The following is a 20,015-nucleotide window of genomic DNA, read 5'->3' as shown; positions in this document are numbered from 1 at the left end:
GCATGCATCGCACTCGTAATCTCATCATCGTCCTCGCGGCGATCGTCGTTCTGATCGTCTTCGCGGTCGTCATTTCGCGCCACAGCGGCAACGCCGCCGTCTCCGTAAAGACGCAGCGCATCGCGCTCGCGAACTTCACCGTGAAACTCCCGGAGAACGGGGTGGTGATGCATCCGCATACCGCGACGATCCCAACGCTGGTCGCAGGCAATATCGGCCAGATCTACGTTCGCTCCGGAGAGTACGTCTCGCAGGGCCAGCTCTTGGCGACGGTTCAAAACCCGACGCTTCAATTCAACGCAGCGGGGTCGGAGGCCGATTACTCCTCTTCGGTCGCCAACGTCTCGAGCGCGCGCGTCAACGAGCAAAACGCCAAGGTGCAGTATCAAGCCGCGGTCGATACGGCGCTTGCCAATCTGAAGGAAGCCAAACGCGTTTACGACGCCGATCTCGCGCTGCTGCAAAACAAGGCCATCGCTCGCAACGTCGTCGATGCCGACAAGGCGAAACTGGACGTCGCGCAAGTGACGTACGATCAGGCAGTAGCACAGCTCCGGCTCGGCGCGGTATCCGGCTACGGCCAAAATAGCGTGCAGGCCGCACAGGCAGCCGCACGCAAGGCGCAAATCCTCAACAGCCAAAACGAGCAACAACTCGCCTTCACCCGCATCGTTGCGCCGTTCTCCGGCATGATTCAGACGGTCGCGACGCAATCGGGCGATTCCCTCCGCTCGATGCAACCGGGCGACAGCGTGAGCGCCGGGCAATCGCTCTTTACCATCGCCGGCGGCGCGGGATATATCGTCAAGGCACAGGTCGACGAGCAAGACATCATCAACGTTCGCGTCGGCCAACACGCGATCGTCAGCGGCCAGGACTTCCCCGGAACGAAGATTCGCGGCCACGTCGTTCAGATCGCTCCGGTCGCAGTAAAATCGACCGACGCATCGAGCACCGCAAAACAGGTGCTCACGACGATCGCCCTCGACGAATCGCCATCGTTCCTCAAGGACGGCATGAGCGCCGACGTCGATATCCTCACCACCGAAATACCCAACGCGATCGCCGTCCCCAACGATGCGATCGTGAAGGATGGCGGAAAATCGTACGTCTATCTCGATGTGAAAGGTATCGCTAAAAAGCAACTCGTCACGACCGGCCGCATCGGCGATACGACGACGATCGTCACCTCGGGGCTCTCTCCCGGCGAGTTGATCGTCGCGCAGAGCAATCCGCTGATCAAAGACGGCTCGGCCGTTAAGCCGATGCCCTCGCCCTCACCTTCGAGTTCGCCAGCGACACCGTGAACCGACTCCTAGCCTACCTGGACGAAGCCGTAGCTTCGCTCTGGCGCAACCGCGTTCGCTCGATCCTCACGATGCTCGGGATGATCATCGGCAGCGCTTCGATCATCGCGGTGTTCGGTATCAGCCGTGCGGCCACCAGCGGAATCAACAGCACGTTCGCCTCGTTCGGGCAGTCGCCGGTCATCGTCTACGTCGACAACTCGCAGAATTACCCCCAGCAGGCGCAGATTCACTATCGCGATCTCGCGCCGGTGGAAGCGGCGCTGGGAAACTCGGCGGCTTCGGTGTTGCCGATTTGGCAGAAAACGTTTCCGGTAAGCTTCGGCAGCAAGCGCGATTACGTGCCGGTCAATCCCGATAGCGCGTACCACAGCGACGGGCTCAAGATGGCGGAGGGGAGACGCATCGACGCACAAGATGTGAACTCGGCCGCCCGCGTCTGCAATATCACTCAAGACATTGCGACGAAGTTTTTCGGAAACCAGCCCGCCGTCGGAAATTTCTTGCGCGTGAACGGCGGGCAGTATCGCGTGATCGGCGTTTTCGCCGACATCAAAGGTTCGTTTTTGAACAGTATCGGCGGCACCTCGAACCTGCTCGTGCCCTACACCACCTACCACTCGAACCTTACCGACGCTCCGATGGACTTTCTGGCGATCTACCCGACCGATCCGCTACGGGCCGATGCGGTCGGGAAAGTTGCGATCGCCGCGCTTCAGCACATTCACGGACGACGCGCCAAGTACACCATGCAGAACACCGCAGACCAACTGAAGATTTTCACCAACGTGTTGAGCATCGTCGGCCTGGGGCTCTCCGTGATCGGCGGCGTAGCCCTGGTCGTCGCGGGTATCGGGATCATGAACATCATGCTGGTCTCGGTCACCGAGCGCACGCGAGAGATCGGTATTCGCAAGGCGATCGGAGCCAACCGTAACGACATCGCGCTTCAATTTCTGATGGAGGCCGTGCTCCTCTCGATCTGCGGGGGCGGGATCGGTATGGCGCTGGGCTTGCTCACAACCATCGGCGCCGCCTCCCTTCTGAGCAAGCAACTCGGCACGCTGTTAATCCCGTACCTGCTGATCGTAAGCATCGCCCTGATCTTCTCGTTGCTCGTCGGAACCGTCTTCGGCACCTATCCGGCCCTTCGAGCGGCCGCCATGGACCCGATCGAGGCGCTGCGTTCGTAATGATGTACTTCGACGAAGCACTGCGGGTGCTGCTCGCCAACAAGCTGCGTTCGCTCCTGACGATCACCGGCCTCATCATCGGCGTCGGCGCGGTGATCGCCATTCAAGTGCTGGGAGCGAGCATGGCCGGCGCGGTGAACGGCGCGCTCGGAGCGTTAGCCGACAACTCGTTCGTCATCTTTCCGAACTCCCGGCAGCGCGACGCGTCGAAGGCAAGCATTCGGCTCAGCGATCTCGCCGCGATCCAGCAGAGCGTTCCCGGGATCCTCTCCGCCAGACCCCTCGGCATCTCGAGCCAACTCGCGCGCGTGGGGCACGTCCTCGCCCGTTTCAGTATCTCTCCCGAAGGCGCCCCGCCGTTCAGCAATCTCCCGATCGTTTACGGTCGCAATCTGAATTCCGACGACATTGCGGGCGCGACCAACGTGTGCGTGCTCTCGAACGCCGCCTATCTCAAGCTCTTTCCGGACGGGGGCGACCCAACCGGGCAGAGCCTCTACGCCGGAAGCCACCGCTACGTCGTGATCGGGGTGCTGGCGGCGCCGAAACGAGGCTTCCTCAATCTGCAGTTTAGCGGTGACATCACGATTCCGTGGACCACCTTCGTGCACGATTACGTCACCGGGCAAAATATTTTCGGAGCGGGATTTTTGGTGACCGATGCATCCCGGATCCCGCAGATCGAGATCGCCGTCCAAGACAAGCTCCGCGCCCTCCACGGCGGTAAAGACCTCCAATACCAAACCGCCGACAAGGCGAAATTCACGCAGGGCGTCGGCGGAGTCTTCAACGCCCTCACGCTCATCGTCGGGTTGATCGGCGCGGTCTCGCTGCTGGTCGCCGGAATAGGGATCATGAACATCATGCTGGTCTCAGTTGCCGAACGAACGCGCGAGATCGGCGTACGTAAGGCCATCGGAGCGCGGGGCGGCCAGATCTTATGGCAGTTTTTTATTGAAGCGCTGCTACTCTGCAGTGCCGGCTGTGCGATCGGGCTCGCGATTGGTCTCGGCCTCGGGGCCTTTATCAACGATGTGTTCATCATCAAGCTCACGGGAACGGTCGTGCCCATACCGTGGCTCCAAGCCACCGGCATTGCGGTAAGCTTCGCCGTCGTCGTCACGCTGGCGTTCGGAACCTATCCCGCCTACCGCGCGGCAAGCTTAGACCCGATTGAGGCACTTCGCTATGAATAATCAGAGCGCGATCGAGTTGCGCGACATCAAAAAAACCTATAAAAACGGCGCGCTGGAAGTCCCGGTACTGCACGGCATCAACGCGACGATCGCGCACGGCGAGTACGTCGCGATCATGGGGCCGTCCGGCTCCGGAAAGTCGACGCTGATGAACCTGATCGGTTGCCTCGATCGGGCGACCAGCGGTACCTACATTCTCGACGGCGTCGACGTCTCGAGCCTCAACGATAACGAGCTGGCCGAGATCCGGCTCAAAAAACTCGGATTCGTCTTCCAAGGCTTCAATTTACTTGCGCGGACCGACGCGATCAAAAACGTCGCGTTGCCCCTCTTTTACGCCGGGGTCTCCCAGCGTAAGCGCAACGACGCCGCCTTGGCGGTGCTCGAACAAGTCGGCCTGGCCGACCGGGCCAAGCACAAGCCGAACGAACTCTCGGGTGGCCAGCAGCAGCGCGTCGCGATCGCCCGAGCCCTGATTAACGACCCGGCAGTGCTCCTGGCCGACGAGCCGACCGGGAATTTGGATACCAAGACCAGCGACGATATTCTGGCCTTGTTCAACAAACTCTATGAAAACGGGCGTACGATCATCATGGTCACCCACGACGAAGAGGTTGCCCGTAATGCCAAGCGGATTATCCGTCTACGAGACGGGCTGATCGTTTCGGACGGGCCGCCAGGCGCCTAGTGGGCCGCCTTCCTACCCGAGCGAGGGGACGTTTTGCGACTTTTTTTCGTTCGTAGGGTAGTAAACGACATAGTTACTCGATTTGTAAAAGTTGGAGAATGGTGAAGAATCGCGTTATGCCCACGGTCATCGTCGGCCTGGTGGGCGCCGTCATCGGCAGTTTCCTTATGATGCTCTACGCGAGCACACACTTTTCAAATGCGGCCGGCCCCATGCACACGCCGCCCGCTATGGCTGCCGCTCCGCTGAACGGCGTGAGCGATCAAGACCGCATCGTCAGCGCCGTCAAGCGCACCAAAGCATCGGTCGTGGCGATCCAGGAAGAGGTGAACGGGCAGACGGTCGTCCCCGTCGATCCGTTCTTCCAGCAATTCTTCGGCGGATCGCAAGGGCCGGGCATGGTGCAGCCCTATAAGGGTCGCGCCTCAGGCTCGGGCTTCGTGTACGACACCAACGGCGACATCGTCACCAACGCCCACGTCGTCGAACCGCCCAACGGCGGAGCGGTCTCGAAGCTGACCGTGGTCTTCGCCGACGGGCAGAAGGTGCCGGCTCACGTCATCGCGGCCAACATCGGCGCCGACATCGCCATCATCCGCCCGAACAGCAACGTCAAACTCCCCCCGCCTCTACAACTGGCGGATTCGGATAAGCTCGAACAGGGCCAGTGGGCGATCGCGATCGGCGAGCCGCTCGAACTCCAGCAGACCGTCACTGTCGGCGTGGTCTCGGCCTTCAATCGCGACGAGCCGATCCCGACCGAGAGCGGAGGCGTGATCGATTTCAAAGGCATGCTGCAGACCTCGGCCCCGATCAATCCGGGCAATTCCGGCGGCCCGCTGATCGATATCAACGGCCAGGTGATCGGCATCAACCAGTCGACGGTGAAATCAGCCTACGCGCAGGGCATCGGCTTCGCGATCCCCTCGAACACCGTGAAGAAGGTCGTCGCCGAACTCATCAAGGACCCCGGCGTCCATCAGGGCACCGACATCGGGTTCATGGGTATCGTCATGACCAACCTCACCCCCGGCCTACGCAATCAGATCGGTTATAACGGTTCCGGCGGTGTCGCCGTCTACCAGGTCGTACCGAACTCTCCGGCCGGCAAGGCCGGGCTCCAGCCGGGCGATGTCATCCTCAAGGCCGACGGCAAAAACTTCAACGACTTCAAGGCGCTGCACGACTACATCGGCACCAAGAAACCCGGGCAGATCATCCGCTTGGACGTATGGTCGCAAGGGCTCGATAAATTCGTCGCGGTTAAGCTCGAGGAGCGCCCGGCGGCTATCCCCGTCGGCCAGGTTCCCGGACAGCAGCAGCAGGGGCCGCCCGGGCAACCATAAGCACCCCCGCTCCGTCACCCAAGGCACCCGCGGCTCCGGCCCGGGTGCTTCTTTTTTTGCCTCACAAAAAAGGTTAGCCCTGCAACCCCGGGCGGCATGACCGGGTCATAGGTGTTGTAAACCATGTCGGACCGAGGTCCGGCTGGCTGCATCTCCGACAAACTGTCGGATTTACATGGAACATTTTTCGGCCCAATCTTGTATGATGGGTCGGTAACACTCGTGCGGCCATCACCGTAAGCGGCAAGGCAAATCCGCCGCCGTCGCATCGCCGGATCGACGCGAACGCGCACTCACCTCAGTGCCCGATTTCGCCTCGGCTCGACTGCGTCGGCCCCCGGAGTAGCTGGTCCAGGCCGGACCGCACACTACACGTTAAGTGAGGTAGTAGTTTTTATGGCTAAAGTGGTCGGTATCGACCTTGGCACGACCAATTCCGTCGTTGCCGTGATGGAGGGCAACTCGCCCGTCGTCATCCCCAATTCCGAGGGTTCGCGCACGACGCCGTCGGTTGTCGCTTTCACGAAGACCGGCGAACGGCTCGTGGGCCAGCTCGCCAAGCGTCAAGCGATCACGAATCCCGATCGTACGATTGCCTCGATCAAGCGCCACATGGGCGAAGGCAATTACACCGTGAAGATCGACGGCAAGGATTACACGCCGCAAGAGATCTCCGCGATGATCCTGCAAAAGCTCGTCAACGATGCGAGCAACTACCTGGGCGAGCGAGTGACCAAAGCGGTCATCACCGTGCCCGCGTACTTCAACGACGCGCAGCGCCAGGCGACCAAAGACGCCGGCAAAATCGCGGGCTTGGAAGTGCTTCGCATCATCAACGAGCCGACCGCCGCAGCTTTGGCGTACGGCTTGGATAAAAAAGAGAAAGAGAACGAAACGATCCTGGTGTGGGATCTGGGCGGCGGCACGTTCGACGTCTCGATCCTGGAAGTCGGCGACGGCGTCTTCGAAGTGAAGTCGACCAACGGCGACACGCGCTTGGGCGGCGACGATTACGATATTCGCATCGTCGATTGGCTCGTTGCGGAATTCCGCAAAGAGCAAGGCATCGATCTCTCCAAAGATAAGCAGGCGATGCAACGTCTGACCGAAGCTGCAGAGAAGGCGAAGATCGAACTCTCCGCCGTCGTGCAGACCTCGATCAATCTGCCGTTCATCACGGCCGATCAAGAAGGCCCCAAGCATCTGGACATCACGCTAACCCGCGCGAAGTTCGAAGAGCTGACCTCCGACTTGACCGATCGTTGTATCGCGCCGTTCAAGAACGCACTGGCCGACGCGAAGATCGATCTCTCGCAGATCGATGAAATCGTCATGGTCGGCGGCTCGACGCGCATGCCCGTCATTCAAGAGCTCGTCAAGAAGCTCACCGGCAAAGACCCGAATCTCACCGTGAACCCCGACGAAGTCGTCGCGGTCGGCGCGGCGATCCAGGCCGGCGTCCTCGGCGGCGAAGTGACCGGCGTGGTCCTGCTCGACGTCACCCCACTCTCGCTCGGGCTCGAAACGCTCGGCGGCGTGATGACGACGTTGATCGAACGCAACACGACGATCCCAACCAAGAAGTCGCAAATCTTCACGACGGCCGAAGACGGCCAAACGTCGGTCGATATTCACGTCTTGCAAGGCGAACGTCCGATGGCGGGCGACAACAAGACGATGGGACGCTTCCGGCTCGAAGGCATCCCGGCCGCTCCGCGCGGCGTACCGCAGATCGAAGTGACGTTCAACATCGATGCCAATGGCATCGTCAACGTGAGCGCCAAGGATCTGGGCACGGGCAAAGAGCAGCAGATCACGATCACCTCGTCGACCAATCTCAACAAAGATGAAGTCGAACGGATGGTCAAGGACGCCGAGTTGCAAGCTGCGGCCGATAAAGCCAAACGCGAAGAGGCCGAGGTGCGCAACAACGCATCGAGCCTCATCTACTCGACCGAGAAATCGCTCAAGGAAGTCGGCGAGAAGCTCGACGTCACCGCCCGCGGTGAAGTCGAAACGGCCCTGGCGGATCTCAAGCGCGTCAGCGAAAACGGGACCGTTGCCGAGATCAAACCGGCGATCGAAAAGCTGCAGCAGGCGAGCTACAAAATGGCCGAACTGCTCTATAAAACCGCTTCGCCGAACGGCGAACCCGGTGCGAGCGAGGGCGCAGAGGCCGGCGCGAACGGACAGTCCAGCGGTGCGACCGCACCCGAAGACGTCATCGACGCCGAGTTCAAAGAAGCCAAGTAACAGCCTCGATCGTGTTGGGCCGGCCTTCCCAAGGCCGACCCAACTCGCAGGTGCCTTCACTCTTCTCTAGCGAGTACTACATGTTTGATAACGAATCGGTGCTAAGCACCGAAGCCGGCGAGGCCGTTCTCGACGACGCCGGCGATGTTCGCGAGCAACTGCAGGTTGCTACCGCGAAGGCCGAAGATAACTACAATAAGTTCCTCATGGCGATGGCCGACTTCGAGAACTATAAAAAACGCATGCAGCGCGACATCGAATCGATCGTCACGTCGCATCGCCGCTCGTTGCTCGAGCGTTTTCTTCCGGTTCTCGACAATCTCGAACGAGCGCTGCAATTCGACAACAGCGGCGGCGACAAGCTCCGCGGCGGCATCGAGCAAACGCTTAGGGGATTCGAATCGATTCTCGCCGCCGAAGGCGTCAAGATGATCGACGTCAAGGGCAAGCCCTTCGACCCGCGCGTCGCCGAAGCGATCGGCACGACGCAGGCCGACGGTATCCCTGACGACACGGTCGTCGAAGTTGCGGAGAAGGGCTACACGATCGGCGAGGAGTTGCTGCGCCCCGCAAAAGTGATCGTCGCTACGTCGGCCGGATGAATTACAAAGACTACTATGCCGTCTTAGGCGTCCCAAAGGGTGCGGCTGAAAAAGACATCAAGTCCGCATACCGTAAGCTCGCCCGCAAATGGCATCCCGACGCGAACCCCGATAAACCCAAGGAAGCCGAGGAGAAGTTCAAAGAGCTCTCCGAGGCCTACGAGGTTTTAGGCGATCCCGAGAAGCGCCGTAAATACGACGTGCTCGGTTCGAATTGGCAGCAAGCCGCGCAACAGGCCGAACAACAACGCCAATACCGCACGCGCTATAACGAACAGGATTTCGATTTCTCGAACTTCGGCGGAGCGGGCGGCGGCGCAGGGGCCGGCCCGACCGGATTTTCGGATTTTTTCGACATGTTCTTTTCGGGTATCGGCCGCCGCGGTGCGGGCGCCCAACAAGCGGGATTCGCGCAGCGCGGTCAAGATCTCGAAACGACGATCGAGCTGGGCTTACGCGACGTTTACGACGGCGGCAAGAAAGCCGTCTCGCTGCAAGTCGAAGATATCTGCCCGCGCTGTCGTGGAACGGGAACCGAGAACGGACGCCTCTGCACGCAGTGCAGCGGCACCGGCCGGTTGTTGCTCACGAAAAAGTTTGAAGTCTCGATTCCCAAAGGCATCGGCGATGGGCAACGCATTCGGCTTGCCGGGCAGGGCGGCATCGGGCTCTCCGGCGGCCCCAACGGCGATCTGTTTCTGGTCGTAAAACTCGTCGACGATCCGACCTACAAACGTAAAGGCGACGATCTCTACGTCGATCTTCCGGTCAGCGTTTACGACTTGATTCTAGGCGGCGAAGTCAAGGTTCCGACCATGACGGGGCAGGTCGCGATGACGATCCCCGAAGGCACGCAGAACAATCGCCTCTTGCGCCTATCCGGTAAGGGTATGCCCAAGGTCAAGGGCGGCACCGCAGGCGACCAATACGTCCGCCTGGTCGGCCAGTTACCGCAGCAACTCAGCGACAAGGAGAAGAAACTCTTCAAGGAGCTCTCCGCCTTGCGCAATGGAAAGAAGCCGGCATCATGATCAAAGAAATCGCATTCGTAGCCTATCCCGCTAAAGATGTCGCCGCACTCCGCGATTGGTACCACGAGCACCTCGGCATCGTCTTTCATCAGTCGATGGAAGAGGGCGGCGTCGTCCAATTTGCCGAGTCCAAGATCGGTGACGGATACTTCTCGCTGATGAACCACGAGTGGATGCATCGCGAACCCGGAAGCGCATCCGGCATCGCGTTTGAAGTTGACGATCTCAACGCAACGCTCGCCGAGCTTCGCTCGCAAGGCATGACGATCGAAGATCCCTACGACACGCCGGTTTGCAGAATCACTACGGCTAACGACCCCGAGGGCAATAGCGTCATGCTCCATCAAATCACGGTGCCGCACTAACCGATGCTCGGTGGCGGCCCCGGCATGCACGGGATGCTTTTCAACGCGGCCTATCGCGACGAAAAGCCGACCGGTCCACGACGCGTCGAATGGCGGCGCATCGGCGCGCTTTTCGCGCCCTATATCAAAGAGCTTTCGTTCGTCCTAGCCTGCATTCTCGCGACGTCGCTGCTTGGATTGATTCCGGGCTACATGACCTCGCGCATCATCGACACGGCCCTCCCCCATCGCAGCTTCAGCGAGCTGCTCCAGTTCATTTCCATCATGCTTGGAGCCGCGTTCGTTGCGATGGGCATCAACGTCGTGCAGGGCTATTTGAACTCGCTCGTGGGCGAAGGCATCATGCGCGATCTGCGCACCAGCCTGGTCGCGCATCTGCACAAGATGCCGCTCTCGTTCTTTACCAGTACCAAAACCGGCGAGATCATGAATCGCGTCTCGAACGACGTCGACAACGTGGACGGCGTCGTCACCGGTACGCTGACGACCATCGTCACCAATATCACGATGATCGCCACGACGCTGGTGTGGATGGCGATCTGGGATTGGCGCCTTACGCTGATCGCGATCATCGTCGTACCGTTCATGATCATTCCGCTCGGCCCGGTGGGCCGCAAGATGTACGAGATTCGCAAGAAAACGCGCGAATCACGCGACGAGATCGAATCGATCACCCAGGAAACGCTCTCGATCTCGGGCATCACCCTCATCAAATCGTTCGCGCGCGAGGCGTTCGAGCGCTCCCGCTTCTACGATGTCGGTACGCGACTCATGCGACTGGAGATCAATCTGGCCATGGTCGGCCGATGGTTCATCGCATCGATCGCCGCGATGGTGGTGGTCGGCCCGGCGCTCGTCTGGCTCGGCGGCGGTTGGCTCTCGCTCCAATACGGGACGCCTCAGATCGGCGTTATCGTAGCCTTCATCGGCTGGATCCAGGGCCGCCTCTACGGCCCCGCGTCGGCGCTGGTCGGCATCCAAGTGCAGATCATCAGCGCGCTCGCCGTCTTCGAGCGCATCTTCGAATATCTCGACATGACCACCGAGCAGTACGAACCGCCGAGCGCGGTCGTCTTGCCGCAGCTACGCGGCGACGTACGCTTCGACGACGTAACCTTCGCGTATTCGAGCGACCGCGAGATCCTCAAACATATTTCGCTGCATATCCAACCCGGCCAAGTTGCCGCGTTCGTGGGCCCCTCGGGTGCCGGCAAATCCACGATCACGCAGCTCGTCCCGCGCTTCTACGATCCGCAATCCGGGCACGTCCTCATCGACGGTTACGACGTGCGCACCCTCACCCTGGAATCGCTTCGCCGCGACATCGGCATCGTCTCGCAGGAGACGTATCTCTTTCACGATACGATCGAACACAATCTACGCTACGCAAAACCGGATGCCACCGATGCGGAACTCGTCGAAGCCGCGACCTCCGCGAACATCCACGAGTTCATCACCTCGCTCCCCGACGGCTACAAAACGATCGTCGGCGAGCGCGGTCACAAACTCTCCGGCGGCGAGCGTCAGCGTCTCGCGATCGCGCGCGTGTTGCTCAAGAATCCGGGCATCCTGATCCTCGACGAGGCGACCAGCTCGCTCGATTCGCATAACGAAGCCGCGATCCAGGCAGCGCTCGACGTGGTGATGCGCGGGCGCACCAGCATGGTGATCGCGCACCGGCTCTCGACGATCGTCGCAGCCGACGTCATCTTCGTCATCGAGGACGGCGCCGTCGTGGAACAGGGCACGCACGCCGAACTCTTAGCCCGCGGGGGCGCGTATTCCGCGCTCTACCGCACCCAATTCCGCGACGCGGCCACGGCCTGACGCGGTTCGGGAACGAGGTCGTTCCGCCGCCCGGGAACGGTGGTTGGGGAACCGCTGTTGGATTTTACGTCCTGTAAAATCCAACGCTGCTACGTTTTTTTGGCAAAGCGAAGCTTTGAAGCAAACATCCTGTTTGGGCCAAAAAAATCGCAGCTTCCCCAACCACCGTTCCCGGGCGGCGGAACGACCTCGTAGCGAATCTAGACGTTTGCGGGGATTCGCATTTCTTTGGGCGCGTCGGGGAGTAGTAGCGTCGGTTCGGTGGCTGCGCGCACGTCGTCGACGCTCACGCCCGGGGCCACCTCTCGCAGCACCAGGCCGTCGGGCGTGACGTCGATTACGGCCATGTCGGTAATGATCTGATGCACGACGCGGCGGCCGGTGAGCGGCAGCGAGCATTCGCGCACGATTTTATGCGCGTTGCCTTTGGCGACGTGCTCCATCATCACGATCACGCGTTTGGCGCCGTGTACCAGATCCATCGCGCCGCCCATGCCTTTGACCATCTTGCCGGGAATCATCCAGTTCGCAAGATCGCCGCGTTCGCTCACTTGCATGGCGCCGAGGACCGCTACATCGATGTGGCCGCCGCGAATCATGCCGAAGGAGAGTGCGGAGTCGAAGAACGACGCGCCGGGCAATACCGTCACGGTCTCTTTGCCGGCGTTGATGAGGTCGGCATCTTCTTCGCCTTCGTACGGGTACGGGCCCATTCCGAGGATGCCGTTCTCGCTCTGCAGCGTGACGGAGACGCCGCTGGGAACGTAGTTGGGAATCAGCGTCGGCAGGCCGATGCCGAGATTGACGTACTGGCCGTCGCGCAGTTCTTGCGCGACGCGCGCTGCAAGCTGGGTTCGCGTTAATGCCATGGTGTTATGCCTCCCGCTTGCGCGTCGTCGTGCGCTCGATGCGTTTGCCCTGTGCGCCGACTTTCACGATCCGCTGCACGAAGATGCCGGGGAGATGGACGTCCTCCGGATCGATCTGCCCGGGCTCGACCAACTCCTCCACCTCGGCGATCGTGATGCGCCCGGCCATTGCGCATAGCGGGTTGAAGTTTCGCGTCGCCTTGTGAAAGATGAGATTGCCGGACGTGTCGGCGACCGACGCACGTACTAACGCGAAATCGCAGACGATGCCCTCTTCCAACACGTAATCGTGTCCGTTGAACGCACGCGTCTCTTTCTTGGGCGAACCGAGGGCAATCGAACCGTCGGGTGCGTACTTCCACGGGAGGCCGCCGTCGGCAATCATCGTACCGTTCCCGGCCGGGGTGTAGAACGCGGGAATGCCGCAGCCGCCGGCGCGCAGGCGTTCGGCGAGCGTGCCCTGCGGCACCAGCTCGACCTCCAGTTCGCCGCTGAGGTACTGGCGTTCGAACTCTTTGTTTTCGCCGACGTACGAACCCGTCGTGCGCCGAACGCGCTTGTGATCGAGCAGCACGCCAAGGCCCCAACCGTCGACGCCGCAGTTATTCGAAACGGTCACCAAACCGGTAGCGCCCTGCTCGAGTAATGCCTCGATGAGGTTGTGTGGAATGCCGTTGAGCCCGAAGCCGCCGACCGCAAGCGACGCGCCGCTTGGGATGTCGGCAACGGCCTGGGCGCACGTCGCAAAGACTTTCTCCATAAGGCGAGTATTGCGCCCCGCCCCTTAACGGGTCCCTCTTGAGCGACCGTTGAAACGTTCGAAAGGCAATCCCACCCCACAATTAGGAGAGACCGGATCATGGCCGTAGCACCACCGCAAGCGCACGATGCCGAAGAGGAGGCGATGATCCTCCAAATGGTGCGCGAATTGGTTGCCGAAAAAGTCGCACCGCGCGCCGCAGAGATCGACGAGACCGCGGAGTTTCCAACCGATATCAAAGAGCTCTTCGCCCAAAACGACCTCATGGGCATTCCGATCCCGACCGAGTACGGGGGGTTGGGCGGAACGTTCTTGACCTACGTGAAGGTCGTCGAAGAGATCGCCAAGGCGTGTGCCTCCAGTTCGCTGATCGTGGCGGTGCAAGAACTCGGCATGCTGCCGATTCTCATCGGCGGAAGCGAAGAGCAAAAGAAGCGCTTCCTTCCCGATATCGCATCCGGTAAGAAGATTGCGGCTTACGCGCTCACCGAAGCTTCGAGCGGGTCGGACGCACTTGGTTCGATGCATACTCGGGCGACCAAACGCGGCGATAACTACGTGCTCGACGGCCAGAAGATTTGGATCACCAACGGCAGCGTCGCCGACATCGTCTGCGTCTTCGCCACCACCGATCCCACGGCGGGTTCGCGCGGCGTCAGTGCCTTCGTCGTCGAAAAAGGGACGAAGGGCTTCACCGTGGGCAAGAAAGAGAAAAAAATGGGCATCCGCGGGTCGCCGACCGTCGAGTTGGTTTTTGACGGATGCGAGATTCCCGCGGCCAATCGGATCGGCGAAGAAGGCGAAGGTTTCAAGATCGCGATGAAAGTGCTCGATAAGTCGCGACCGGGCATCGCCGCCCAGGCTCTGGGCATCGCGGCCGGAGCGCTCGACTACGCGATCAACTATGCTAAAGAACGCATCGCTTTCGGCAAACCGATCGGCCAGCACCAGGGCGTCGGATTCATGCTCGCGGATATGAAAACCGAAGTCGAAGCCGCCCGTATGCTCCTGTATGAAGCAGCGCGCAAATGCGACCAAGGTGCGGCCGACGTCTCGCTCTGGGCCTCGATGGCGAAGCTTAAGTGCGGCGACGTCGCGATGTCGGTCTCGACCGATGCGGTACAGGTCCTTGGCGGCTTCGGCTATTCGTCGGAGTATCCGGTGGAGCGCATGATGCGCGATGCCAAGATCACGCAGATTTACGAAGGCACCCAGCAGATCCAGCGCCTGGTCATCTCGCGCGCCCTCGTGGGCAAAGGCAAGTAAAGGGGCAGATTTCCCCGGGGCGAACTTTCGGGCTGAGCGTAACGTTGCTGAAAGGTAACGTCCCTTTCGTGGTTCTCACGAAGCGGGAGATTTTGCTACGAAAAGGAGGTGTACTACATGAATAAGATGATCGCATCGCTCGTTGCTGCCGCGTTTTTGATGACCGGCCCGGCGATGGCTGCTTCGGCGACGAAGACTGCCACCACCAAGACCGCGACGACCAAGAAGGCGTCCTCGATGAAGTCGGCTGCCAAGCCGGCCGCTAAGAAGACCGCCAAGAAGGCTACTTCCGCCAAGAAAGCCGCTCCGATGAAGAAGGCTGCCAAGCCGGCTGCTAAGGCCACCAAGGCTCCGCTTCAGAAGATGGCCGACAAGAAGGCTGTTGCCAAGAAGGCGTCCTCGAAGAAGTCGGCTGCCAAGCCGGCCGCTAAGAAGACCGCCAAGAAGGCTACCTCCGCCAAGAAAGCCGCAGCGAAGACGACCAAAAAGGCGTCCTCGATGAAGGCGACCAAGCCGGCTCCGAAGGCCACCAAGGCCCCGTAGCACAAACCTCGTCCTTATTATATCCATCCAATCACGGTGCGGTCCTCACGGACTGCGCCGTTTTTTTTATCGCAGCCGGCTCCTAGAGATGGCTCTCCCACCACGCGAGCATTCTCTCGAATACGTAGCGTGTATCCGGAAGCGCGGCCAATCCGTGCAACTGGCGAGGGTATAACATCAGGTCGACGTTTGTGCGGCCGGCTTCGATCGCTCGTTGTAGGAACGAGATCGTATTGGCCATGTGGACGTTGTCGTCGCTCGTGCCGTGATTGATCAGCAACGGCGCGCTTAAATTGCCGGCCGCGTTCAAGACCGAACTGCGATCGTACGCTTTTGCGTGTTGCTGCGGCAGGCCCATGTAGCGTTCGGTGTAGATCGTATCGTAGAGGTGCCAGTCGGTGACGGGCGCGACGGCTACCCCCGCGGCGAACAGATGCGAATGCGTGAGAGCGAAGGTCGTTTCGTATCCGCCGAAACTCCAACCCCAGATGCCGATTTTTTGCGCGTCTACGTACGGAAGAGACGAAAGATAACGAGCGCCGATCTCTTGCCCCAACAGCGAGCCGGGCCCAAAGTTCTCGCGGAGCAAGCGTACGTGCGCGTCGCTATCGATCTGCGATGCGGGGCCGTCGATGCTGAATACGATGAATCCTTGCTTTGCGAGAAGCTGATGGTAGAGAGCGGTGCGGTAACCGAACCCGTTCATCGTCGTCGGCGCAGCCGGCCCACCGTAAACGTACACGATCGCGGGGTAGCGTTTGGCCGGATCGAAATTCGGCGGTTTGAGCATCCATGCGTCCAGCGGCCCGTATTTCGACGGTACGCTGAGCATCTGGACCGGCTGCAGCATCGAGGCAAGCGCCGTGCTCCGATGCGCGAGCGTGGCGCGAACGCGATCGCCGCGCACGTCAACCAGATCGACCTGCGGTGGGTCGTTGATCGTCGAGTACGTATCGACGAAGCGCGAAGCGTCGGGCGAAAGCGACACGTTGTGGGTCCCGCCGCCGGGCGTAAGATTCAGCACCCGTCCATCCGGTTGCACCGCCAACAGCGAGGTATCGCGCCGGGTCGGATAATTCGCGACCACAAACGCTCGCTTCGTTCGCGGGTCGACGCCCAGGATCGAGTCGACGTGGTAGGTTCCGGTCAAGCGCGTCAGATGCCCCGTCCGGTCGCGGAGATACAGCCCTGCAGTTCCATCTCGGTCGAGTACCCAGAACGAAGTCCCGTCCGCAAGCCAATGCGGACGTTCGATCACGTCCACCCAGTCGGCGTCGCGCTGTTGAAGCACCACGCGCGGCTCCCGCGCGCTGCCGCTCCAGCGTAGCACCCGAACGTGCTGCTGGGCACGGTCCATCACCTCGGCGGTGAGATCGGACGTATGCGGAACCCAGGCGAACCACGGCAGATACTCATCGCGCTTGGATGCGTCGTAGACGAGCGTGTCGCGATGCGTCGCGAGATCGATGACGCGTAGCGAAACGCGGGGATTCTTTTCACCCGCGAGCGGATAGCGTTCGGTGTGAATGCGATTATCGTACGGCAAGAAATCGTCGATCGGAAACGCCGTTACCGCACGCTCGTCGAAGTGTAAGTAGGCGATGCGCTTGCCGTCGCCCGACCACGCGAATCCGTGCGCGGTCCCAAGCTCTTCCGGATATACCCAATCGAGATCGCCATTGATGACGCGATTCCCAACGGCACCGCGCGTCAGGCGTTCGATGCGTACGGCGGGAACGAGCGATGCACGGTAGAGATCGCCGGCGTGAACGTAGGCGATCGACGTACCGTCCGGCGACCATTGCGGGTCGACCGCACCCCGTGCGATGCGCCGGATCTTGCGATGCGTCAGGCTATCGACGAACAGGGCGCCGTGCTGTACGTAGAGCAGCGCGTTGCCGCGAGGCGCCCAGATGACGTTTCCCGGCGTGCGCCCGCGTTGCCCGAAAGCGACCGCCGGGAGCAATTCGCGCGAGCGCCCCGAGGCGACGTCGTAGACGTGCACGCCGAGCGGCTCGCTTGGATCGGCCCCGGGCAACACGTAGGTAAAGGCGTGGCCGTCCGGCGCCCATGCGATGCGCGATGGGAGGCGCCCCCAGAGGGGCTCGCGGCCGAAGGCCGCGGCGGCGGTGAGCACGGTCGCTGCCGGAGCGGGCGCGGCGCCCGAGCATGCGACAACGAGCCCGAGCAAGAGCCAGAGACGTCCGATCATACTGCCGGGCTTCAGCATCCCGAGCGAGAATACTTGGAGCCATCATCATGGCAGACCCATTCGAACCGGATTTTACCGCCCAGAACCCCATCGTCGCGGCCGCGTCGCGCATTCGCGATCGCCGCGAAATCGGCAAGCTGATCGACGCGGCCGGCGGCGGGCGGCAGGAGCGGCGTCCGGAAGATGCGGACGAGTCGCTCGCACTCTTCGCCGAGCAATTGGCGATCGCGTGTAAACGCCTCAACGCGATTCTCGGGCCGCGCGGCGTCAAATTCGTGCGATTGGAACGTCCGCTTCGCCTGCGCTTGCGCTTTGGCGAGCATCGCGTGACGATCGATCTCGATCCGGTACGGCAACTCGTGCAGATGACCGGCATGGGGCTGGAGGGCGAGTATCAGTTCGATCTGGAGGCTCCGGTGCCGTCGCTCGTCAACCTCTCGAAGATTTCGACCGAAGCCGGCTACGGCGAACGCCTCACCGCGTCCGGCGTGTTGAAAGTGCTCGCGCACGACGCGGAGCTTCCACCGCCGCCGCACCTTTCCGGGCCCGGACCGTTGTCATTTTAGCGATAATCGGCGGGGTCGGGCAGATCGCCGCGACGGGGCATTCGCCGCACCGCGGCACGGGCGCCTTGCAAATCGCGCGCCCGTGCAGAATCAGCCAATGATGCGCGTACCGCCACTTCTGCCGCGGCACGATCGCGGTAACGTCCGCCTCGACTTGTCGGGGCGTCGTCCCCTGCGTCAACCCCAAACGATGCGCCACGCGAAAAACGTGCGTATCGACCGCGAACGCGGCTTCCTCGAATGCAACCGACATCACGACGTTTGCCGTCTTCCGCCCGACGCCGTCGAGCGATTCCAGATCGTCGCGCTCGCGCGGCACCTCCCCGCCGAAACGCTCGACCAGATCGCTCGCCGCGCTAACGATATGCTTGGCCTTCATGCGATAGAACCCGCACGATTTGATGATCCGTTCGACGTCGGTGAGGTGGGCTTCTGCCAGCTCGTTCGGCGTTGGATATGCCGCGAACAACGCCGGGGTCGTGAGATTCACGCGCGCATCCGTGCACTGTGCCGAGAGAATCACCGCTACGAGCAATTCGAACGGATTGTGGTACTCAAGCGCCGTGACGGCCGCCGGATACGTGCGTTCGAGGATCGCCAGCTCTTGCTTAGCGACCGCCTTCGGGACGTTCTTGGTGGGAAACGGAATTTTCGGCATGGCAGGGTGACGACGTTCCAGAAGCCACCGGCCATGTCCCCGCAATCGATCGGCAAAACGCACAAATGATCGGCGATGCAGCCGTGCAGAACGCACGCGGCATCCAACTGCGCGCGGCCGGAAATCTCCATGCGGCCATAGCCGTATTTGCGCAGGCCTTAGAACGCTATCCCGACGTCCCGGAACTCGCGCTCAATCTGGCGCAGACGCAGTACGATGCGGGCGATAACGATCGCGCGATCGCGGCGTTCGAACGAGCGCTCGCGATCGACCCGGCTAACGTTGCCGCACACATGAGCTTGTGGGAATTATTGCAGATCAAAGGCACGATGACTGCGGCGCTGGCCCATCAGCGAGCGGCGCTAGCATCGCAACGCCTCTTCTCGGCGGTCGCCCCGCATCAAGCGCGCAGCATCTTGCTTCTCTGCGCTCCGGGTGATTGGCAAACCAATATTCCGGTCGATTTTCTCTTCGATCGATCGACGACGACCGCGCACAAACTGTATCTCGTGCAAGGCGAATCGCCGCCGAGTACGCTCCCCAAGTACGACGTGCTTTGGAACACGATCGCCGAATCGCCCGCCGCAATGCCCTATCTGCAACTCGCCGAGGCCTTTATGCAGCGCTCGGCACATCCGGCGCTGAACGCCCCCGCGCGCGTGATCGCGACCGCGCGCATGCAACTGGGGCGCACCTTAGAACGCGTCGATTGCACCGTCGCACCGATCTCCGAGGTGACGCGCGCGGCGCTGGCGCGCGGGCAAGATGCGTTCCCATATCCGATTATCGTTCGTCCGGTAGGTTCGCACGCGGGGCTCGGGCTCGAACGGGTCGAGGCCGCCGGCGATATCGCCGCGTACCTCGAACGAACGGCGGGCGAAGCGTTTTTTATCAGCCCGTTCATCGACTATCGATCGCCCGACGGGCTTTTTCGCAAATATCGCGTCGTGTTCGTTGACGGCGAACCCTACCCGGTCCATCTGGCAATCTCGCCGCGTTGGATGATCCACTACTACAATGCCGCGATGGCGGAAAACGCTTGGATGCGCGATGAAGAGGGGTCGTTTTTGGAGGACCTTCGGCGGGCGTTCGATGGGGACAAATACGAGGCATTGCAAGGCATCGCCCGGGCGATCGGCTTGGAGTACTTCGGCATCGATTGCGCCATCGGTCCGGACGGGCGCGTGCTCGTATTCGAGGCGGACCCGGCGATGTTAGTGCACAGCAGCGACCCGATCGAACTCTATCCTTACAAACATCGCTTCATCCCGAACATCTATCGCGCGGTCGAGCGTATGATCGACCGGCGTAAAGCTGCCGATACCTAGAAATA

At 61.2% G+C, this 20,015-nt stretch carries 18 protein-coding genes; 14 read left to right on the top strand and 4 right to left on the bottom strand.

Annotated elements, in window-relative coordinates; translation table 11 throughout:
• Positions 1-2: 2 nt before the first annotated feature.
• The 10 genes from VMW12_10895 (at position 3) to VMW12_10850 (ending at position 11,808) form a co-directional block, all read left to right on the top strand.
• Entirely contained in the window at positions 3-1,307 is a 1,305-nt protein-coding gene (locus VMW12_10895) for an efflux RND transporter periplasmic adaptor subunit (protein ID HUZ50222.1), read from the top strand.
• Positions 1,304-2,500, top strand: a complete 1,197-nt coding sequence (locus VMW12_10890) for an ABC transporter permease (protein HUZ50221.1) — start codon at positions 1,304-1,306, stop codon at positions 2,498-2,500. Before VMW12_10895 ends, VMW12_10890 begins: the two co-directional genes overlap by 4 nt.
• Positions 2,500-3,696 (top strand): ABC transporter permease, encoded by a 1,197-nt coding sequence (locus VMW12_10885; protein HUZ50220.1) that lies wholly within the window; start codon positions 2,500-2,502, stop codon positions 3,694-3,696. The genes VMW12_10890 and VMW12_10885 overlap by 1 nt, the downstream gene beginning before the upstream one ends.
• Entirely contained in the window at positions 3,689-4,384 is a 696-nt protein-coding gene (locus VMW12_10880; protein ID HUZ50219.1) for an ABC transporter ATP-binding protein, read from the top strand. The genes VMW12_10885 and VMW12_10880 overlap by 8 nt, the downstream gene beginning before the upstream one ends.
• Before the next feature lie 116 nt (positions 4,385-4,500).
• Positions 4,501-5,730 (top strand): trypsin-like peptidase domain-containing protein, encoded by a 1,230-nt coding sequence (locus VMW12_10875; GenBank protein HUZ50218.1) that lies wholly within the window; start codon positions 4,501-4,503, stop codon positions 5,728-5,730.
• 396 nt (positions 5,731-6,126) lie between these two features.
• The gene (gene dnaK / locus VMW12_10870) at positions 6,127-7,983 is read left to right on the top strand and encodes a molecular chaperone DnaK (GenBank protein HUZ50217.1); all 1,857 of its coding nucleotides are present in this window, start codon (positions 6,127-6,129) and stop codon (positions 7,981-7,983) included.
• Positions 7,984-8,063: 80 nt separating this feature from the next.
• A complete protein-coding gene (locus tag VMW12_10865; GenBank protein HUZ50216.1) occupies positions 8,064-8,585 on the top strand; it encodes a nucleotide exchange factor GrpE in 522 nt (173 codons plus the stop codon).
• Positions 8,582-9,616, top strand: a complete 1,035-nt coding sequence (locus VMW12_10860; GenBank protein ID HUZ50215.1) for a DnaJ C-terminal domain-containing protein — start codon at positions 8,582-8,584, stop codon at positions 9,614-9,616. The genes VMW12_10865 and VMW12_10860 overlap by 4 nt, the downstream gene beginning before the upstream one ends.
• The gene (locus VMW12_10855; protein HUZ50214.1) at positions 9,613-9,981 is read left to right on the top strand and encodes a VOC family protein; all 369 of its coding nucleotides are present in this window, start codon (positions 9,613-9,615) and stop codon (positions 9,979-9,981) included. The genes VMW12_10860 and VMW12_10855 overlap by 4 nt, the downstream gene beginning before the upstream one ends.
• 24 nt (positions 9,982-10,005) lie before the next feature.
• Complete coding sequence (locus VMW12_10850) at positions 10,006-11,808, top strand: ABC transporter ATP-binding protein (GenBank protein HUZ50213.1); 1,803 nt, start codon at positions 10,006-10,008, stop codon at positions 11,806-11,808.
• 200 nt (positions 11,809-12,008) lie between these two features.
• Here the strand turns inward: VMW12_10850 and VMW12_10845 are convergent, their stop codons facing one another.
• Together VMW12_10845 and VMW12_10840 are read right to left on the bottom strand one after the other, a co-directional pair.
• Positions 12,009-12,677 (bottom strand): CoA transferase subunit B, encoded by a 669-nt coding sequence (locus VMW12_10845; protein HUZ50212.1) that lies wholly within the window; start codon positions 12,675-12,677, stop codon positions 12,009-12,011.
• A 4-nt stretch (positions 12,678-12,681) separates the two neighbouring features.
• Complete coding sequence (locus tag VMW12_10840; protein ID HUZ50211.1) at positions 12,682-13,437, bottom strand: CoA transferase subunit A; 756 nt, start codon at positions 13,435-13,437, stop codon at positions 12,682-12,684.
• 99 nt (positions 13,438-13,536) lie between these two features.
• On the opposite strand from VMW12_10840, the gene VMW12_10835 reads away from it, so the two are divergent.
• Complete coding sequence (locus VMW12_10835; GenBank protein ID HUZ50210.1) at positions 13,537-14,703, top strand: acyl-CoA dehydrogenase family protein; 1,167 nt, start codon at positions 13,537-13,539, stop codon at positions 14,701-14,703.
• Positions 14,704-14,829: 126 nt separating this feature from the next.
• Positions 14,830-15,246, top strand: coding sequence for a hypothetical protein (locus VMW12_10830; protein HUZ50209.1), 417 nt, complete (start codon positions 14,830-14,832; stop codon positions 15,244-15,246).
• 82 nt (positions 15,247-15,328) lie between these two features.
• Here VMW12_10830 and VMW12_10825 read toward each other — a convergent pair whose 3' ends face one another.
• A complete protein-coding gene (locus tag VMW12_10825; GenBank protein HUZ50208.1) occupies positions 15,329-17,458 on the bottom strand; it encodes a DPP IV N-terminal domain-containing protein in 2,130 nt (709 codons plus the stop codon).
• Positions 17,459-17,505: 47 nt separating this feature from the next.
• On the opposite strand from VMW12_10825, the gene VMW12_10820 reads away from it, so the two are divergent.
• Positions 17,506-18,024 (top strand): hypothetical protein, encoded by a 519-nt coding sequence (locus tag VMW12_10820; protein HUZ50207.1) that lies wholly within the window; start codon positions 17,506-17,508, stop codon positions 18,022-18,024.
• On the opposite strand, the gene nth is transcribed toward VMW12_10820, so the two are convergent.
• A complete protein-coding gene (gene nth, locus VMW12_10815; GenBank protein ID HUZ50206.1) occupies positions 17,933-18,682 on the bottom strand; it encodes an endonuclease III in 750 nt (249 codons plus the stop codon). The two genes, VMW12_10820 and nth, sit on opposite strands and share 92 nt — an antisense overlap.
• Before the next feature lie 65 nt (positions 18,683-18,747).
• On the opposite strand from nth, the gene VMW12_10810 reads away from it, so the two are divergent.
• Complete coding sequence (locus tag VMW12_10810) at positions 18,748-20,010, top strand: tetratricopeptide repeat protein (GenBank protein ID HUZ50205.1); 1,263 nt, start codon at positions 18,748-18,750, stop codon at positions 20,008-20,010.
• Positions 20,011-20,015: the final 5 nt, after the last annotated feature.

The organism is Candidatus Dormiibacterota bacterium (assembly GCA_035532835.1).
GTDB lineage: Bacteria > Vulcanimicrobiota > Vulcanimicrobiia > Vulcanimicrobiales > Vulcanimicrobiaceae > DAHUXY01.
Note: the sequence above shows the minus strand (reverse complement) of the source record. Positions and strands in the feature narration are given on the sequence as shown.